Origin of the sequence: Rhodococcus sp. 06-1474-1B (assembly GCF_002258885.1) — a bacterium.
Lineage (GTDB): Bacteria > Actinomycetota > Actinomycetes > Mycobacteriales > Mycobacteriaceae > Rhodococcoides > Rhodococcoides fascians.
The window spans coordinates 1-15,870 of sequence record NZ_NOYR01000016.1 but is presented as its reverse complement, the minus strand read 5'-3'; the positions used below and the strand labels follow the sequence as shown (position 1 = coordinate 15,870).

The 15,870-nt window shown below is 64.0% G+C and carries 17 protein-coding genes, 1 tRNA gene and 1 other RNA gene; 4 read left to right on the top strand and 15 right to left on the bottom strand.

Features of this window, described 5'->3' with window-relative positions; all coding sequences use genetic code 11:
* Positions 1-4: 4 nt before the first annotated feature.
* The 7 genes from CH266_RS04620 to CH266_RS04590 all read right to left on the bottom strand — a co-directional run bounded on the left by CH266_RS04620 (position 5) and on the right by CH266_RS04590 (position 6,251).
* Positions 5-580, bottom strand: a complete 576-nt coding sequence (locus CH266_RS04620; RefSeq protein ID WP_027494555.1) for an HhH-GPD-type base excision DNA repair protein — start codon at positions 578-580, stop codon at positions 5-7.
* A gap of 163 nt (positions 581-743) precedes the next feature.
* Positions 744-1,178, bottom strand: coding sequence for a hypothetical protein (locus CH266_RS04615; RefSeq protein ID WP_094714847.1), 435 nt, complete (start codon positions 1,176-1,178; stop codon positions 744-746).
* A gap of 5 nt (positions 1,179-1,183) precedes the next feature.
* On the bottom strand, positions 1,184-2,410 hold the full coding sequence (locus tag CH266_RS04610) for a hypothetical protein (RefSeq protein ID WP_141214494.1): 1,227 nt from the start codon (positions 2,408-2,410) through the stop codon (positions 1,184-1,186).
* A 34-nt stretch (positions 2,411-2,444) separates the two neighbouring features.
* A complete protein-coding gene (locus CH266_RS04605; protein ID WP_094714845.1) occupies positions 2,445-3,248 on the bottom strand; it encodes a transglutaminase-like domain-containing protein in 804 nt (267 codons plus the stop codon).
* A gap of 37 nt (positions 3,249-3,285) precedes the next feature.
* The gene (gene phoU, locus CH266_RS04600; RefSeq protein WP_027494559.1) at positions 3,286-3,939 is read right to left on the bottom strand and encodes a phosphate signaling complex protein PhoU; all 654 of its coding nucleotides are present in this window, start codon (positions 3,937-3,939) and stop codon (positions 3,286-3,288) included.
* A 221-nt stretch (positions 3,940-4,160) separates the two neighbouring features.
* On the bottom strand, positions 4,161-5,405 hold the full coding sequence (locus CH266_RS04595) for a lipase family protein (RefSeq protein ID WP_255175847.1): 1,245 nt from the start codon (positions 5,403-5,405) through the stop codon (positions 4,161-4,163).
* A gap of 174 nt (positions 5,406-5,579) precedes the next feature.
* Positions 5,580-6,251, bottom strand: a complete 672-nt coding sequence (locus tag CH266_RS04590; RefSeq protein ID WP_094714843.1) for a TetR/AcrR family transcriptional regulator — start codon at positions 6,249-6,251, stop codon at positions 5,580-5,582.
* A 105-nt stretch (positions 6,252-6,356) separates the two neighbouring features.
* Here CH266_RS04590 and CH266_RS04585 point away from each other — a divergent pair, with 105 nt between their 5' ends.
* Entirely contained in the window at positions 6,357-7,871 is a 1,515-nt protein-coding gene (locus CH266_RS04585) for a DHA2 family efflux MFS transporter permease subunit (RefSeq protein WP_094714842.1), read from the top strand.
* A 63-nt stretch (positions 7,872-7,934) separates the two neighbouring features.
* Here CH266_RS04585 and CH266_RS04580 read toward each other — a convergent pair whose 3' ends face one another.
* Together CH266_RS04580 and ffs are read right to left on the bottom strand one after the other, a co-directional pair.
* Entirely contained in the window at positions 7,935-9,221 is a 1,287-nt protein-coding gene (locus CH266_RS04580) for an aminotransferase class I/II-fold pyridoxal phosphate-dependent enzyme (protein WP_094714841.1), read from the bottom strand.
* Positions 9,222-9,275: 54 nt separating this feature from the next.
* An RNA gene (gene ffs, locus CH266_RS04575) (signal recognition particle sRNA small type) lies at positions 9,276-9,370 on the bottom strand.
* Positions 9,371-9,465: 95 nt separating this feature from the next.
* Here ffs and CH266_RS04570 point away from each other — a divergent pair.
* Positions 9,466-9,553 (top strand) — tRNA-Ser (locus CH266_RS04570).
* Between the two features lie 257 nt (positions 9,554-9,810).
* Here CH266_RS04570 and CH266_RS04565 read toward each other — a convergent pair.
* Together CH266_RS04565 and CH266_RS04560 are read right to left on the bottom strand one after the other, a co-directional pair.
* Positions 9,811-10,557 carry a 3-hydroxybutyrate dehydrogenase gene (locus tag CH266_RS04565; RefSeq protein ID WP_032369274.1) on the bottom strand — a complete coding sequence of 249 codons (747 nt, stop codon included), beginning with the start codon at positions 10,555-10,557 and terminating at the stop codon, positions 9,811-9,813.
* Positions 10,554-11,969, bottom strand: a complete 1,416-nt coding sequence (locus CH266_RS04560) for an MFS transporter (protein WP_032387980.1) — start codon at positions 11,967-11,969, stop codon at positions 10,554-10,556. The genes CH266_RS04565 and CH266_RS04560 overlap by 4 nt, the downstream gene beginning before the upstream one ends.
* 139 nt (positions 11,970-12,108) lie before the next feature.
* Between CH266_RS04560 and CH266_RS04555 the strand changes: the two genes are divergently transcribed.
* Both CH266_RS04555 and CH266_RS04550 read left to right on the top strand, forming a co-directional pair.
* Positions 12,109-13,017, top strand: a complete 909-nt coding sequence (locus CH266_RS04555) for a LysR family transcriptional regulator (protein WP_094644222.1) — start codon at positions 12,109-12,111, stop codon at positions 13,015-13,017.
* Between the two features lie 37 nt (positions 13,018-13,054).
* On the top strand, positions 13,055-13,777 hold the full coding sequence (locus CH266_RS04550) for a mycothiol-dependent nitroreductase Rv2466c family protein (RefSeq protein WP_032369271.1): 723 nt from the start codon (positions 13,055-13,057) through the stop codon (positions 13,775-13,777).
* 13 nt (positions 13,778-13,790) lie between these two features.
* Here the strand turns inward: CH266_RS04550 and CH266_RS04545 are convergent, their stop codons facing one another.
* From CH266_RS04545 to CH266_RS04535, 4 genes are all read right to left on the bottom strand, one after another.
* On the bottom strand, positions 13,791-14,408 hold the full coding sequence (locus tag CH266_RS04545) for a dihydrofolate reductase family protein (RefSeq protein WP_094714840.1): 618 nt from the start codon (positions 14,406-14,408) through the stop codon (positions 13,791-13,793).
* Positions 14,409-14,441: 33 nt separating this feature from the next.
* Positions 14,442-14,663, bottom strand: a complete 222-nt coding sequence (locus CH266_RS25780; RefSeq protein ID WP_255175844.1) for a hypothetical protein — start codon at positions 14,661-14,663, stop codon at positions 14,442-14,444.
* On the bottom strand, positions 14,636-15,307 hold the full coding sequence (locus CH266_RS04540; RefSeq protein ID WP_255175843.1) for an alpha/beta fold hydrolase: 672 nt from the start codon (positions 15,305-15,307) through the stop codon (positions 14,636-14,638). Before CH266_RS04540 ends, CH266_RS25780 begins: the two co-directional genes overlap by 28 nt.
* 37 nt (positions 15,308-15,344) lie before the next feature.
* A partial coding sequence (locus CH266_RS04535) for an integrase core domain-containing protein (RefSeq protein WP_141214493.1) occupies positions 15,345-15,870 on the bottom strand: 526 nt, incomplete at its 5' end.

The window sequence follows — 15,870 nt, the reverse complement described above, 5'->3', positions numbered from 1 at the left end:
AGACTTATTTATTCTTGGCTGCCGCTTTCGCTGCCTTCTTGAATTCGCGTACCTCGAGCAGGGACTTCTCGTCGACGACATCGGCGATGGATCGACGTGCACCCTCGTCGCCGTACGCTCCGGCAGCCTTTCGCCACCCGTCGGGCGTCACGCCCATCTGCTTGCCGAGCAGCGCGAGGAAGATGCGCGCCTTCTGGTCGCCATAGCCGGGAAGTGCTTTGAGACGCTTCAGAACCTCGGCACCGTCGGGGTCGTCGCGGGTCCAGATTTCCTGCGGCTTGCCGTCGTAGTTCTCGACGAGAAATGCGGCGAGTCCCTGGATGCGCTTGGCCATCGAGCCGGGAAAACGATGCACGGCCGGGGTCTGCGCGCACAATGCGGCGAAGTCGTCCGGATCGGCGTCGGCGACGGTATCGACTTTCAGATCACCGAGGCGGTCGACGAGCTTCTTCGGCCCGGCGAAGGCGGATTCCATCGGCACCTGCTGATCGAGAAGCATGCCGATCAAGAGCGCGAACGGATCCTCGGCGAGCAATGCATCGGCCTCCGGATCGCCGACGAGGTTCAGAGTGCGAGACATGGCCTCGATCCTGCCACGCGCCATCTACAGCGGATGACGATTGCTCCCACAAGCCGGTTCAGTGGCGCGCGAGGCGGCAGTGACAAGCCCGCGGATTCTCTCGAGAACCCGCCCGATCAAACCAATACAGTTCGCCGTGCAGGCCGGCGGACACGTCAGGAGCTCACGACCGCGCACGGCCGGCGCGTCGCCCGAGAGCAGACAGTCTTACTACGACGACAGCCAGTGCGACCACCGCACAGGTCAAGGCTGGGTACACGATCATCGTTGTTACCCAGCCAGTGTGCTCGACGATCACGGTGCCGGTATCGGAGTCGCGGCCGACGCATTCTCGACCGAGAGGCCACCACGTCTGCCGGTCCTCGACGGGAAACGGCTCCACCTCGTAATCCGGCGGCCGGTACCCGAAATACTCGGGAAAGGCTTCGCGACAACCTGATTGGTTTGCCCACCGATAGCTGAACGCCCAAATGGTCAGGAAAGCAATGCCGAGGGGGAGCCACACCAGCGTGACGGCGGCCATGCACAAGCCGTCACGTGAACGAACAGCCGCAATCGATACCACCACCACGATCATGAATCCGGCAATGAAGATCACGATTCTCAGTCGACCGAACCGGCTACCACCAACGCGATAGCCTGCAGAAGCGGCCGGTCCACGTCGGTTTCCGATGCCGCGATCTGCACGTCCACTCGGGTGCCCGACGGTTTGACCAACGTGACGTCCTCGATCGGATCACCGTCGAGAGTCATTGCACTCGCGCCGGGGTTGTCGTCGCGAAATTCCGAACCGTCCGGCAATGTCACCGCACCCCATGGATTCTCGGCGGGCCCGTAGTCCGCGTCGATCACCCTGATCATCAGGGTGCCGTCGTCGGCCAGCACGGCTCCGCACGCGCCGGCCGATCCAGAAGGGGCAGTTCGCATCGAGCCCAGCGGTCTGTCGAGTTCCACTGGCATCTCGGCCGCTCGCCAGAACTCGTCCAGGGAGGCATTGAGGCGATCGACGGCCTCCGGCGAGAACTGCCCTGCACCCTCGGAATTGGTGTCGCACGAAATTGGAAGTGGGAGAGTTCCCTCCGGAACCGGTGCAGACCAGAGCAACTCCGGCCGCAGCGCTATCGTGCGCAACTCCTCGATCGACAGTGGCACGGAACCGGTGGACACGTAATTAGCGTTCCGGTCCGATGATGACGCAACGACGACGGAATTATCGGGTGCGTACACGCGCACGATATTCGAATGGGTGCGATCCCCGTCGAATTCATCCCAGGTGTCCCTGGTGTCGACGACGGTTCCGTCGGAGAGAATCTCGCGAGCGTCCAGCCACCCGGCCTGGCATGGCTTGGGACCGTCGTCGACGCGGGTCACATTGACCATCAGCGAACCTTCGACACCGTCGCGAGACACTATGCCGTCCGCGGAGGTGCCGGGGTCATACGCTCCGTCCGCGCTGGCAACCGGCTGAAAAATCAGCGGATCACCGCCGGACCAGAACGTCGAACCAGCAACGACGTCGACCTGAGAGGGAAGTGCTTTGCGCACTGCGATCGACATCGAGTTCGCCTTTTTCGACGTCAACCACGGGTAGGAGGGGTCGTCGTAGTCACGGCTCACGATCACTTCGTAGAACTGATCTTCCTCGGGCGGCTCTACCGATGCGCACCCTGGGATGTCCACGGGGTATTCGACAGGCTCACTGCCATAACCCATTTCCGACTGCCCCATCGGCTGGTGAGTAAGCCCTGCGAACACGACACCGACGACAACCACAGCGCCGACGACGATCACATCGGGCCACACACCACCACGCCGCAACGACATTCGCACGGGCCGCAGCCTAACGCGCCTCGCCGCGACAGGGTCAGGTGATCGACACCAACTGGGTGATGTCGTCGAAGGGCAGCGGCCCATCCACGACGGCTCCGACGACGGCGCTATTGAGGATGATCGATCCGCCGTGATTGTCGAGGAAGGCGGTGTCGGCTGCGTCGCGTCCGGTTGCGATGCGCACCAGGGTCGATCGCGGCGCGAGGCAGGTGGCGTCGACCACTCGCCATTGTCCTTCGACGAAGGCTTCGGCAACTGCGTGGAAGTCCATCGGATCGCAGCCCGGCGCGTACACGGCCACGAGTCGAGCGGGCACGTTCACTGCGCGGAGCAGTGCGACGACGAGGTGGGTGTAGTCGCGGCACACTCCGGCACCGGCGAGGAGGGTGTCGACGGCGCCGTCGATGGGGTCGCTGCTTCCGGGAACGTAGCTCAGCCGAGCTCCGACCCAGGACGACACCTCGGCGAGAAGCTTCTCCGACGGCGGGTACGAGCCGAATTCCGTTGCGGCGAAACCGAAGAACTTGTCTGCCTCGGCGTAGCGGCTCGGCCGCAGATACAGCGACAGGTCGTAATCGGACACCGGTGCCGGGTCGGTGTTGCCGTAGATCGTCGCCGAGTACGACGCTTCGAGCTCGCCGACGTCGGCGTGCAGCTTGTGGATGCGGGTGCCGTGCGCGCCGCTGATTTCCTGCGCTTCGACGGGCTGGCCGTCGAGTGTGAACGAGAGTGCTTCCCACACTTCGGTTCCTGGGTGCGGAGCGATCGCGATCTGGAACTCGAGGGTGCTGGCCTCGGTCACATCGACATCGAGGTACGCGGAGACGTCACGTTTCATCGTGCCGATCCTGCCATCTCCGAGCGGTTCTCGCAGACTAAGACTCGTCGGTGGGGCGCGCTCCGGTCACCAGGAAGATGACCCGCTTCGCGACCTCGACAGTGTGGTCGGAATACCGCTCGTAGAAGCGGCCGAGCAACGTGATGTCGACGGCGGCCGGTACACCGTGCGGCCAGTCGGGCGCGGAGGTCAACATGAACAGGCTGCGGTGCAGAGCGTCCATCTCCTCGTCCTGCGTTCGCAGACTCGCGGCGAGTTCGGCGTCCCGCGTCTCGAGCACTCGTTGGGTCGCCTCCGCTTGTGCGATGGCTACCCGACCCATCTCGGTGAACACGCCCTCGACCTCGGGCGGGAGCACGTGTGCGGGGTGACGGCGGCGGGCCAGCTCGGCGATGTGCACCGCAAGCCCACCCATGCGCTGGAGGTCGGCCACGATGTTGATCCCGGACACGACACGGCGCAGATCGTGGGCAACCGGTGACTGTCGAGCGAGGAAGGCGAAGGCCTCGTGTTCCCATTCGACGGCGAGAGTGTCGATCTCTTCGCGGTACTCGATCGTCTGCTCGGCGAGCACGATGTCGGCGGTGAGCAGCGCGCGCGTGGCGTCAGCCATCGCTCGTTCCGCGATTCTCGACATTTCGGACAGCTCCGACGCCAACGTGTCGAGCGCCTCCGTGTAACTGTCCCGCATGTTCACTCACCCCAACCGCTCGACAGCCCAACCTCAGGGCATTGCAGGGCAGTACCCTGCTGCGCATCCTTCTACACCCTCACACCGCTGTGGGCTCGTTGGAGAACTCGACGGTGTGACGTCGGTCATGCCTGCTGAACACGAATCGATGGCCGACATGGGAGGGAACACCGAACGGCCCGCGCTCGGTGAGCGCGGGCCGTTCGATCATCGGTTGCCGATCAGCAATTCGACGGGGCGGGCACTCCGTAGAAGCGATCCTTGATCCAGCTCTGAGCTTCGCCGAGACCGAGGATGTCCGGGATCAGATGCCCGGCACCGGAACCCGGCACGATAGCCGGGACCTGCGCGGAACTGAGCTGCACTGTTGCACCCTTGCCGCACCAGTCGCCGGCCAGTTCGACGGCCTGACCGTGGGGCACGATGTCGTCGGAGGTACCGGACTGGATCAGTACCGGGGCATTCGGCGTACGCTCACCGATCTTGTTCTTGGCCAGGATTTCCTGGGCGACGGGCAACCTGTCCAACACCACCGACAGCGGCTCCCCGGTTTTGGTGTACTCGTTGGTACGGTGCAGTCCGACGTTCAGAATCGTTTCTCCCACACACTGATTCGCCACCAAATTCAGCATGGCCCTGCCGGCGTCGTTGATGTTCTCGTCGAGGATCGGCTGCAGACCGGGGTCGGAGTTGAGCAGTCCGTTGAGGGTGTATCCGATGACGCCGGTGAGGATGGTGCCGTCGACCTGCTCGAGCGTGGCCTTCAGATCTGCCGGAGGTGCGCCCGCATAGGTACCGACGAGGTTCATCTCCGGTGCGTACTCATCCGCCAGTTCTGCTGCGGCAGCGGCCGCGCCACCACCCTGCGAGTAGCCGTACGCGGCCACCGGTCCGTCCGCGGAAATCTTGGTGCCCTGCAGTTTCTGGGCCGCGCGGGCCGCGTCGAGCACTGCGTGAGCTTCCGATGCCCGGTTCACATAGGTGTGGGCGCCGGGGGTGCCGAGACCTTCGTAGTCGGTGATGACGACGCCGTATCCCTGGGACAACAAGGAATACGCGGCGAGCACCTCGTACTCGACCATGAATCCGAGCGGCGGGGTGTAGGTGATGACGTTGTTGAGCATCTTGGACGGCGCGCATTGATCGCCCTGTCCCTGCGTGCCCGGGGCCAGCACCACGAGCGGACGCGGACCCGGCCCGGTCCACGGAGCGGCCGGGTCGATGTAAGTGCCGGTGACGGCATTGGCGTCGTTGTTGGAGTCGCTGCTGCGGTACATGATTCGAGTGGCGGCACCGGGAAGCGGTCCGCCGATTCCGGGTACCGACAATGCGAGATGCGAAGGCTCGGAACGAATCACGTCACCCGGCGTACCCGCGGGCAGTGGGCTCGGCGGTACGTAGAAGTCGGATTCGACCGTCGAACCGGTGGACGGAGCGGCCGTCGCAGCCGGTGCAGTCACCCCCATGAACATTGCCGCTACTGCAACGGCCGAACCGAAGACACGCGTCGAACGCAAAATCGAACCCCCAACTTCTGAACACCTGACAACAGGTGTGCGCTACCCCGCGTAGCACTTACCGTGAGGCACCTTACGTGACGACGCACACAACGTACAGAGCAGAGTTGGACGATTCACCAGTCAGCGACGACGGCGATGCATCGCCGCCTTGGCGGTGTCGACTTCCGCGTCCGTGAAAGGACGGCCGGGAAGTGCAGAACGCGGCACCGCGTCGCCGCGCAGGCCGTCCAGCACCACGGCGAAATACCGACGCCAGTTGGCGGGATCGACCGTGCTCGAGAAATCGACGGTCGAGCCGATCATGCCCAGCACCGGATAGAAGTCGGTGACAGCAACATCGGGACGCAGCTGACCTGATTCGATGGCGCGATCGACGATTCTCGCGAAGAACGGGTCGATGCGCCGACGCACCTCGGCGATGCCGCGGCACCCTTCGTCGGATCCGAGCACCACGTCCCCGAGGCCTCGATCGGAGGCCATCTCCTCGCACACGTCGGAGAGGAAACCGACCAGTCCAGCCCAGGCATCGTCGGTGTCGAGGGCGCGCTCGGCACTGGCGAGCATGCCCTCGAGGCGCTGCTCGAAGACGCCGTCGATCAGTTCTTCCTTGCAGGAAAAGCGCCGGTAGACGGTACCGACGCCCACCTTGGCGTGCGCGGCGACGTCGTCGAGGGTGATGTCGATACCGCGTGATGCGAACAGCTCGCGGGCTGCGTCGACGATGCGGCGTCGATTGCGTTCGGCATCCGCGCGCAGAGGTTTCGACGCCCCTGTGTCCGCTCTCACACTCATTCGATGTCCGTTTCACCCGATAAGCGGAGGACATTCCTCCACTTAGCTGCTACCTTCGCTCTACAACCGGAGGATACACCTCCGCATAGTCGAACCGAGGACACCATGACCACCCTTTCATCGGAGAACGTGGGCGACGCGTCGACCATTTCGCCGGTCGACGATCGCGCGTATCGCAATCGTTGGCTGATTCTTGCGACGCTCGGACTGGCGCAACTCATGGTCGTGCTCGACGCGACCATCGTGAACATCGCACTGCCTGCCGCCCAGCTCGATCTGGGCTTCGACAACGCCGACCGCTCCTGGGTGGTCACCTCCTATGCACTCGCATTCGGCAGCCTGCTACTGCTCGGTGGACGCCTGAGCGACCTGTTCGGACGACGCAACACCTTCCTCATCGGTCTCGTCGGCTTCGCGTTGATGTCCGCAGTGGGCGGCGCGGCCGTCAACTTCGGCATGCTTGTCGCCGCCCGCGCCGGTCAGGGCGTCTTCGGCGCACTGCTGGCACCCGCGGCTCTGTCACTGCTGGCGACCACCTTCACCGACACCAAGGAACGCGCCAAGGCCTTCGGCATCTTCGGTGCCATCGCAGGCGGCGGCGGCGCACTGGGTCTACTGCTCGGCGGCATGCTCACCGAGTGGGCCAACTGGCGCTGGAGCCTGTACGTCAACCTGATCTTCGCCGCGCTCGCCTTCGTCGGAGCCTTCCTGTTCCTGGCCAAGCACAAGGTCGACGTCCGACCCAAGCTCGACATCCCCGGCACGATCGCCGTCTCCGCTGCGCTGTTCTCGATCGTCTACGGCTTCGCCCACGCGGAGTCCGACGGCTGGAGCAATCCCGTCACCCTGGGCTTCCTCGCCGCAGGTGTCGTGCTCCTCGCGGTGTTCGTGACCATTCAGAATCGCGTCGAGCACCCGTTGCTGCCACTACGCATCGTCATGAATCGCACCCGGGCGGGATCCTTCCTCGCGGTGTTCGTCACCGGTGCCGGCATGTTCGCAGTGTTCCTGTTCCTCACGTACTACCTGCAGAGCACGCTGAAGTACACCCCGATCACCACCGGGTTCGCGTTCATGCCGATGATCGCGTCGCTGATCCTCACCGCGACGCTCTCGACGGCGCTGATCCTCCCCCGGTTCGGACCGCGCATCCTCATGACGACCGGCCTGATCGTGGCGTCGATCGGAATGGGCCTGCTCACCCAAATCGATCTGAACAGCAGCTACGTCACGCACATCCTGCCCGGCCTGATCATCATGGGTCTCGGCCTCGGTGCCACCATGGCCCCGGCCATGCAGGGCGCGATCTCGGGCGTGAACCCGGACGACTCCGGCGTCGCGTCGGCCACGGTGAACACGATGCAGCAGGTGGGTGGCTCGATCGGTACCGCGTTGCTGAGCACGGTGGCAGCCAACGCAGCCACCAGCTATGTCAGCTCCAACATGGCAACGGCAACCGATGCAGCACTGCTGCAGGCAAACGCCGAAATCGCCAGCTACACGACCACCTTCTGGTGGGCGTCGGGCATCTTCCTACTGGGCGCGGTGCTCTCGGCCACGCTGCTGAAGAAGGGGCCGTTGCCCACCGCCCCCGAAGGTGCGGTCGTCGTCGGGCACTGAGAGCGGCTTCGCCGCATGTGAGTGGAAACGCGTAGCCTGCTACGAGTTTCCACTCACATGCGTTCAGCCTTCGAGCAGCTTCTCCGTCGCGGCCAGCAGAACGCAGGTCGCGACGCCGTCCATAGACTTCTCCAGCTCACCGAGCGACGGGAAGCTCGGGGCGAGGCGAATGTTCTTGTCTTCCGGATCTTTTCCGTACGGGAAGGCCGAGCCGGCTGCCGTCAGAGCAATTCCGGCGTCCTTGGCCAGCGCGATCGACCGAGCCGCCGTGCCCTCGAGCACGTCGAGGCTGATGAAGTAGCCACCCTTGGGCTCGGTCCACGACGCGATCTTCGACGCACCGAGCCGGTCCTCGAGGATCTGCTGCACCAGCGCGAACTTGGGCTTCAGGATCTCGCGATGCTTGGCCATGTGCGCCCGCACCCCCTCGGCGTCACCGAAGAAACGCAGGTGCCGTAGCTGGTTGAGCTTGTCCGGTCCGATGCTCTTCTTACCGAGGTGCTTCTGATACCAGGCAAGGTTCTCCTCGGAACTGCCGAAGAAGCTGACGCCCGCACCGGCGAACGTGACCTTCGACGTCGAGGCGAACACGAACGCGCGATTGGGGAAACCGGCCTCCGCCGCAATCCCGATGACGTCATAGGACGGCGCGAACTCCTCGGTCAGCGGATGCACCGCGTAGGCGTTGTCCCAGAACAGACGGAAATCAGGCGCAGCAGCCGGCATGGTGGCCAGCGCGCGAACGACTTCCTCCGAGTAGACGGCTCCGGTGGGGTTCGCGTAGTTCGGCACCACCCACATGCCCTTGATCTGCGGATCCGACGCCACCAAGTTGGCGATCTCGTGCACATCGGGTCCGTCGGGACCCATCGGAACCGGAATCATCTCGATGCCGAAGCTCTCGGTGATGGCGAAATGCCGGTCGTAGCCGGGGGCCGGGCACAGGAAGCGAACGTTCGGCTCCGCCGACCACGGGCGCGGCGAATCCGATAGACCATGCAGCAGAGCCCAGACCACCAGGTCCTGCATGATTTCGAGGCTGGCGTTGTTACCGGCCACCAGGTTCTTCACCGGGATGCCGAGCAACTCGCCGAAAATGGCACGCAGTTCCGGCAGACCCGCGAGGCCACCGTAGTTGCGGCAATCGGTGCCGTTGCCGTCCTTGTAGTCCGCGCCGGGGAGCGTCAACAGATCGGCAGCGAGATCGAGCTGCTCGGGAGACGGCTTGCCGCGGGTGAGATCCAGCTTCAGATCCTCGGCTTTGAGCTGCGTGTACTTCGCGCTCTGCCGCTCGTGCTCGGAGGCGAGCTCCTCATGGTTCATCAGACCCAACTGGGTTTGCGCTGGCATGCGGAGCGGCCTCTCGGTGACTGGGTTCCCCGGACAGTGTCTATGTCACTGAAATAAAGGGGACCCCGCGCACCCGGCAGAGCCCATTGACCCTTGCTGCCTTCCGGCCCTGGGGGAGTTCACAGGATGCGCGCCGCGCGGGATCCGTTAGGAAGTGTAGCCGCCTCCCGTCGGGCAACGCATCACCACCCTTCGCGCCTCCCGATTTGGGAGTTGGTGGGGGTAACCGGGTAAGCTCCCCCACGGAGGATTCGCCTAGTGGCCTATGGCGCTCGCCTGGAACGCGGGTTGGGTTAACGCCCTCAGGGGTTCAAATCCCCTATCCTCCGCCAAAGAAGCCCCCGTGACCTGTCACGGGGGCTTCTTGCTGTTCAGGGAGGGGTGCTCCGGCTCGCGCCCACCCGTCTCCCGATCAGCCCACCCGTCTCCGGATCAATGGGCGTTCGAGTCCGTCTGAGTGCAACAAAGCCGCATTCATCCGGTGGGGTGCGGCGACCCGATCCGGATGAATGCGACTTTGTTGCAATCTGAGCGACAGAAACCCACATTGATCCCAAAGTGGGGGCGCACCAGACGGGCGGCACCGAACCTAACGAGCCGACCAACCACCATCCATGGTGTACGACGCCCCGGTGACCATTCCTGCGTTCTCGGAGGTCAGCCATCCCACCAGTGAGGCGACTTCGGCGGGTTCGACGAGTCTTTTGATGGCGGCCTCGGTCAGCAGCACCTTTTCGAGTACTTCGTCCTCGGGGATGTCGTGCGCCTTGGCTTGATCGGCGATCTGTTTTTCGACCAGCGGTGTGCGGACGTATCCCGGGTTGACGCAGTTGCTCGTCACGCCGTGCGCGGCACCCTCGAGGGCTGTCACTTTCGACAGTCCTTCGAGTGCGTGTTTGGCGGTGACGTAGGCGACCTTGAACTCCGACGCGCGCAGTCCGTGCACCGACGACAGATTGATGACTCGGCCGAACCTGCGTGCGTACATCCCAGGCAGCGCCGCACGAATCAGCAGGAACGGTGCCTCGACCATCAGCGTCTGAATTCGACGGAACGCGCCCGGGTCGAAGTCGACGATCGGTGCGACGGTTTGGATACCCGCGTTGTTCACCAGGATGTCGACGTCGAGCCGAAGGTCGTCCAGTGCGGCGGTGTCGAGCAGATCGACCGACCACACCTCGCCGTCGAGCTCGGCCGCCAATTCCTTTGCTGCGACGTCGTTCACGTCGGCGATGGTGACGCGGGCACCGCGGCCGGCGAGCTCACGCGCGCACGCGGCCCCGATGCCGGACGCTCCCCCGGTGACGAGGGCGGAGCGTCCGGTCAGGTCGGTCACCGCTTTACACTCGGATCGAGCAGACCGGCCTTGGCCAGCTCGGCTTCGGTGGCCAGGTTCTTGGCGTCGGCGATGTCGATGCTTTCGAGCGCCAATCCCTTTGTCTCCCTGGCTACGATGACGGCAACCACGGTGATCGCGCAGGCCACGGCCAGGTACACCGCGATGGGCACGGACGAGCCGTAGATGTCGAGCAGCTTCACCGCGATGATCGGGGCCAGCGAGCCGGCGACGATCGAGGTGACCTGATAGCCGAGGGACACACCGGAATACCGCATCCGCGTCGGGAACATCTCGGCCATGATGGCCGGCTGCGTGGCGTACATGAAGGCGTGGAACATCAGACCGATGATGATGGCCAGCAGGATCACGACGTTGTGGCCGCTGTTCATCATCGGGAAGGCGAAGAAGCCCCACGTTGCCGCGGTGAGGGCACCGGCGAAGTACACCGGACGGCGGCCGATGCGGTCGGCGAGCCTGCCCACCAACGGAATTGTGCAGAAGTGGATCGCGTGGGCGATGAGCATCCACCACAGGATCGTGCTGGTGTCGGTGCCCACCTCCACCTTGAGGTACGTGATGGAGAAGGTGACGACGAGGTAGTACATGACGTTCTCACCGAAGCGCAGGCCCATTGCGGTGAATACGCCGCGCGGGTAACGCTTGACGACCTCGAAGACGCCGTACGACGCGGCCTTGATGACCTCGGCCTGCTTGTGTGCCTCGATGAAGATCGGGGCGTCGGAGACCTTGGTACGGATGTAGTAGCCGACGAAAACGATGACGGCAGAGAGCCAGAACGCGACGCGCCAGCCCCAGCTGAGGAACGCTTCGTCGGACAGGGTTGTCGTCAGGACGAGCAGTGCGACGGTGGCGAGGAGGTTACCGGCGGGCACGCCTGCCTGCGGCCAGCTGGCCCAGAATCCGCGGCTCTTGTTCGGGCTGTGTTCTGCGACAAGGAGAACCGCGCCGCCCCATTCGCCGCCGACGGCGAAGCCCTGAATGAATCGCAGGGTGACCAGCAGTGCCGGGGCCCAGTAGCCGATGGCCTCGAATGTCGGTAGGCAGCCCATGAGGAACGTGGCTCCGCCGACGAGGACGAGGCTGAACTGCAGCAGCTTCTTTCGGCCGTATTTGTCGCCGTAGTGTCCGAAGACGATGCCGCCCAGGGGTCGTGCGACGAAGCCGACGGCGTAGGTGACGAAGGCCGCGAGGATGGCGTCGAGCTCACTGGTTCCGGCCGCGAAGAAGATCTTGCTGAACACCAGTGTGGCGGCGGTTCCGTAGAGAAAGAACTCGTACCACTCGACGATGGTGCCGGCCATCGATGCTCCGACGACCTTCTTCAAGCCGGTGGGGGTGGCATCGGGGTCCGGCTCGGACCTTTCTGCCAGCGGTTGGTCGACGCTCATAGCTTCTCCTGTGTTGCTCGGCACTGCGTGCTCGTGTTTGTGACAGACCACACATGTAGCGGGGTTGGTCTGAGTATTGGTGCAGATCTTTTTCTGCGCAAGAGGCATGGACGCAGGTTCGATCTGCAAAACTGCACACATGACACGCGGTGACGGGAAGGTTCCCAGTGCCGACGACCTGCTGGTCCTGCTCGCCGTCAGTCGAACGGGACGCTACAGCTCCGCTGCCGACGACCTCGGTATCAACCACACGACCATCTCCCGACGCATCGCCGCACTCGAGGACACCCTCGGCGGACGGGTGCTCACCCGCGCCGGCGGAGGTTGGGAACTGACTCAACTGGGGCACGGCGCACTGGCCGCTGCCGAGGCCGTCGAGAATGCGCTGCAGACGCTGGTCTCGAGCGACGCGGGTGCGCTGAAGGGCGTCGTACGCATTTCGGCCACGGACGGTTTCAGTGCCTACATCGCAGCTCCTGCTGCTGCTCGCGTGCAACGCACTCATCCGCTGGTGTCGGTGGAGATCGTCGCGACCACCAGACGTGCGTCGAGGCAACGGTCCGGATTGGACATCGAGATCGTCGTCGGACAACCGCAGGTGCATCGGGCGGAGGCCATCAGACTCGGCGACTACGTGCTGGGTCTGTACGCGTCGCAGACCTACGTGGACGAGCACGGCACACCGCAGGTGCCGGCCGACCTCGCCGCGCATCCGTTCATCTATTTCATCGACTCGATGCTGCACGTCGACGATCTGGATCTGGCCCCCAACTTCACTCCGACGATGCGCGAATCGGTGACGTCGACCAACGTCTTCGTCCACGTCGAGGCCACCCGAGCCTCGGCGGGCATCGGATTGTTGCCGTGTTTCATGGCCGACCGACACCCCGACCTGCAACGAATCCTGCCCGACGCCATCGCGGTGACCCTGACCTACTGGCTCGTCACCCGCACCGAAACTCTCAGACGACCCGAAGTGTCGGCGGTGATCGACGCAATTCGTGCGGTGGTCACCGAACAACGCTCGGCTCTGCTGGGTGAGAAATGAACGCACGGAACCTACGCCCCACAAGGAGAGTCCCCTGATGTCCGATATCGATTTCTATTTCGATCCGGTATGCCCGTTCGCGTGGATGACCAGCAAATGGGTTCGCAAGGTTCAGGCCCAGCGCGACTACACCGTCGACTGGCGGTTCATCTCGCTGCGCCTGCTCAACTCCCATATCGACTACGACGCCCATTTCCCACCCGAGTACGAGGCCGGCCACACCGCGGGTCTGCGACTGTTGCGGGCCGCTGCCTCTGTTCGTCGTGAGCATGGGTCGGACGCTGTCGGGCCGCTGTACGAGGCGCTCGGCACCCACATATTCGATACCGAGATCGTGCCCGACGACGCAGCGAGCCACGGACATCGCGGCACCGCGGCATTCCTCGGGCCGATCCTCGAGGAAGTCGGGCTGCCCACCCATCACACTGCAGCACTGGATGATTCGACGATCGACGACGAGATCCGGGCCGAAACCGATCATGCACTGTCGCTGACCGGAAAGGACGTCGGCACACCCATCATCGCTTTCGAGCCGCCGGACGGTGTCGCATTCTTCGGCCCGGTGATCAGCCGACTACCCAGCGACGAAGAAGCAGTACCGCTGTGGGACAACGTGATCGGACTCGCACGATTCCCTGGATTTGCCGAGATGAAGCGCAGTATGCGTGAGCTCCCCCAGTTGAAGGCACTGGGGGTGACGGAGGACGAGGTTGGCGTGCAACAGGATTGGCACGGCGGGAGCCGACGGCAGAAGAAGTGAATTGCCCTCCGATCTAGTCGGTCAGTACGTCGTCCATGTTGCCGACGTCCGGGGTCCCGGTGTCGAGGCCGTACCGCAGGTAGACGGTGCCCTTGCCGTCGACGGCCGGTGGCTCGAGCAGCGTCAGATTGCTGGGCACGGTGCCGTCGGCGAACACCTTCTTTCCCATTCCGAGAAGGATGGGATGCACCCACAGATCGAGTCGATCGAAGAGCTTCTCGCGCAACAGGGTCTGCACCAGATCGAGACTTCCGACCACCTTGATATTGTCGTGTCGATCTCGGATCTCACGCACGGCTCCGGCCAGGTCCGGTCCGAGCTGGGTCGAACCGTTCCACAGCAGATCGGGTGTGCCGCGGGAGGCCACGTATTTCGGGATCGTGTTGAACAACGTTGCGAGCGAATCGTGTTGGTGCGGCCAGTACGCGGCGAAGATGTCGTAGGTGCGCCGCCCGAGCAGGAGCGCATCCGTGCCCTCGTAAGCGGCGGCGACCTGCGCCCCCGAAACCTGGTCGAGCAGAGGAGCCTGCCAGCCGCCGAAGGGAAAGTTCTCGGGGTCTTCCTCTGGGCTTCCGGGTGATTGCGCGACGAGGTCGAGGGTGGCGAACAGCTCCAACGTGATGAGGCCCATGATTGCTCCTGGTTCTGTAGGACGAAAGCTTCTTCAGCTCAATACTTTCCGAAGTTTTTCGGCAAATTCGGTCGGCTTTCCCATCTGACCGAATTCACCGCCGAGGAAGCCCGAGTGGCCACCGGGAAAAACGATCGGCTCCGATCCGAGGGTCGATGCAGTGGAATATGCTGCGCGAGCGGCGATGTGACCGTCCTCGGGACCGCCGGATTCTTCGCCGACTCCGATCACGACCGTGGTGGGAGCAGCACGCACCGCGTCGACGTCGGGCGCGAAATCGACTCCGCCGCCTCGCATGTTGACATCAGGGCGTCGTCGCGGGTTCCGTCGTCCTCGGCCGAGAAGCCGAACTGCGCCGGGTCCGGTGCCGGGCGATCGAAGAACGTGTTGTCGATGGGGCCTGCGTGCATGAGCAACGCCATGAACTGGGCCATGGCCGGACCGCGGCCGTGAGCGTCGTATGCGGCCACCATGTTTGCGCACACGGTCGCGATGTTCTCGCGGTCCGGCAGGGTGCCTCCGGCGGGTGGTTCGTGGGCCACCAACGTCCGGACATCGGACGTGTACCTGCTGACGAGTACCAGCGCATTGACCGCACCCCCGCTCGAGGCGAACACATCCACAGGCCCATGGCCGACGGCGGTGAGCACTGCGTGCAGGTCGTCGGCATGTTGGCCGGAGGTGACCGCGGCGGTCGTGTCGTCTCGTCGACTGCGTCCGACATTTCTCGGGTCGTACGTGACGACCACTCGGTCGCGGAAGTGCGATGCCAACGTCCCGAACCCGCTCGCATCCATCGGTGAGCCGATCAGTACCAAGGGAGTGACCCCGGGCTCGAGTTCGCCGATCACGTCGTACGTCAGGGTCGCACCGGGAACGGAAACTGTCTGTGTCGTCATGCTGGGGTGGACCCCGGTACGAGCGAAAACTCACCGGCTAGTTGTTCTTCCCGGGGACGTTGTGGACGGTCAGTCGCTCGATGGGTGACTTGCCGCCGATGCCGGTGTGGGGTCGGTGGTGATTGTAGTGATGGATCCAGTCTTGGTAGGTCGCCGCTCTGGCTTCGTCGGAGAGGTAGGTGTTCGCGTAGGCCCATTCCTGGTTGAGGGTTCGGTTGAATCGTTCGACTTTGCCGTTGGTCTGCGGCCGATACGGCCTGGTTCGTTTGTGCTTGATTCCAGGGCCTAGGGTCTGCGCGAACAGTGTTGAGCGGTAACAGGATCCGTTGTCGGTCAGCACACGCGCGATCGTGATGTCATGGGCTGCGAAGTAGGCTTTGGCGCGCTCGAAGAACCCCGAGGCGGTTTCTTTGCGTTCGTCACCGAGGATCTCCGAATACGCGAGCCGGCTGTGATCGTCGACGGCGTGATGGACGTAGGAGTAACCGCGGCCCTGTTTCTTGTTGTGCCGCTTTCCGATCGCGCGGCCGAGCTTGCGATGTCCGCCGCCGTCGGGGATTCGG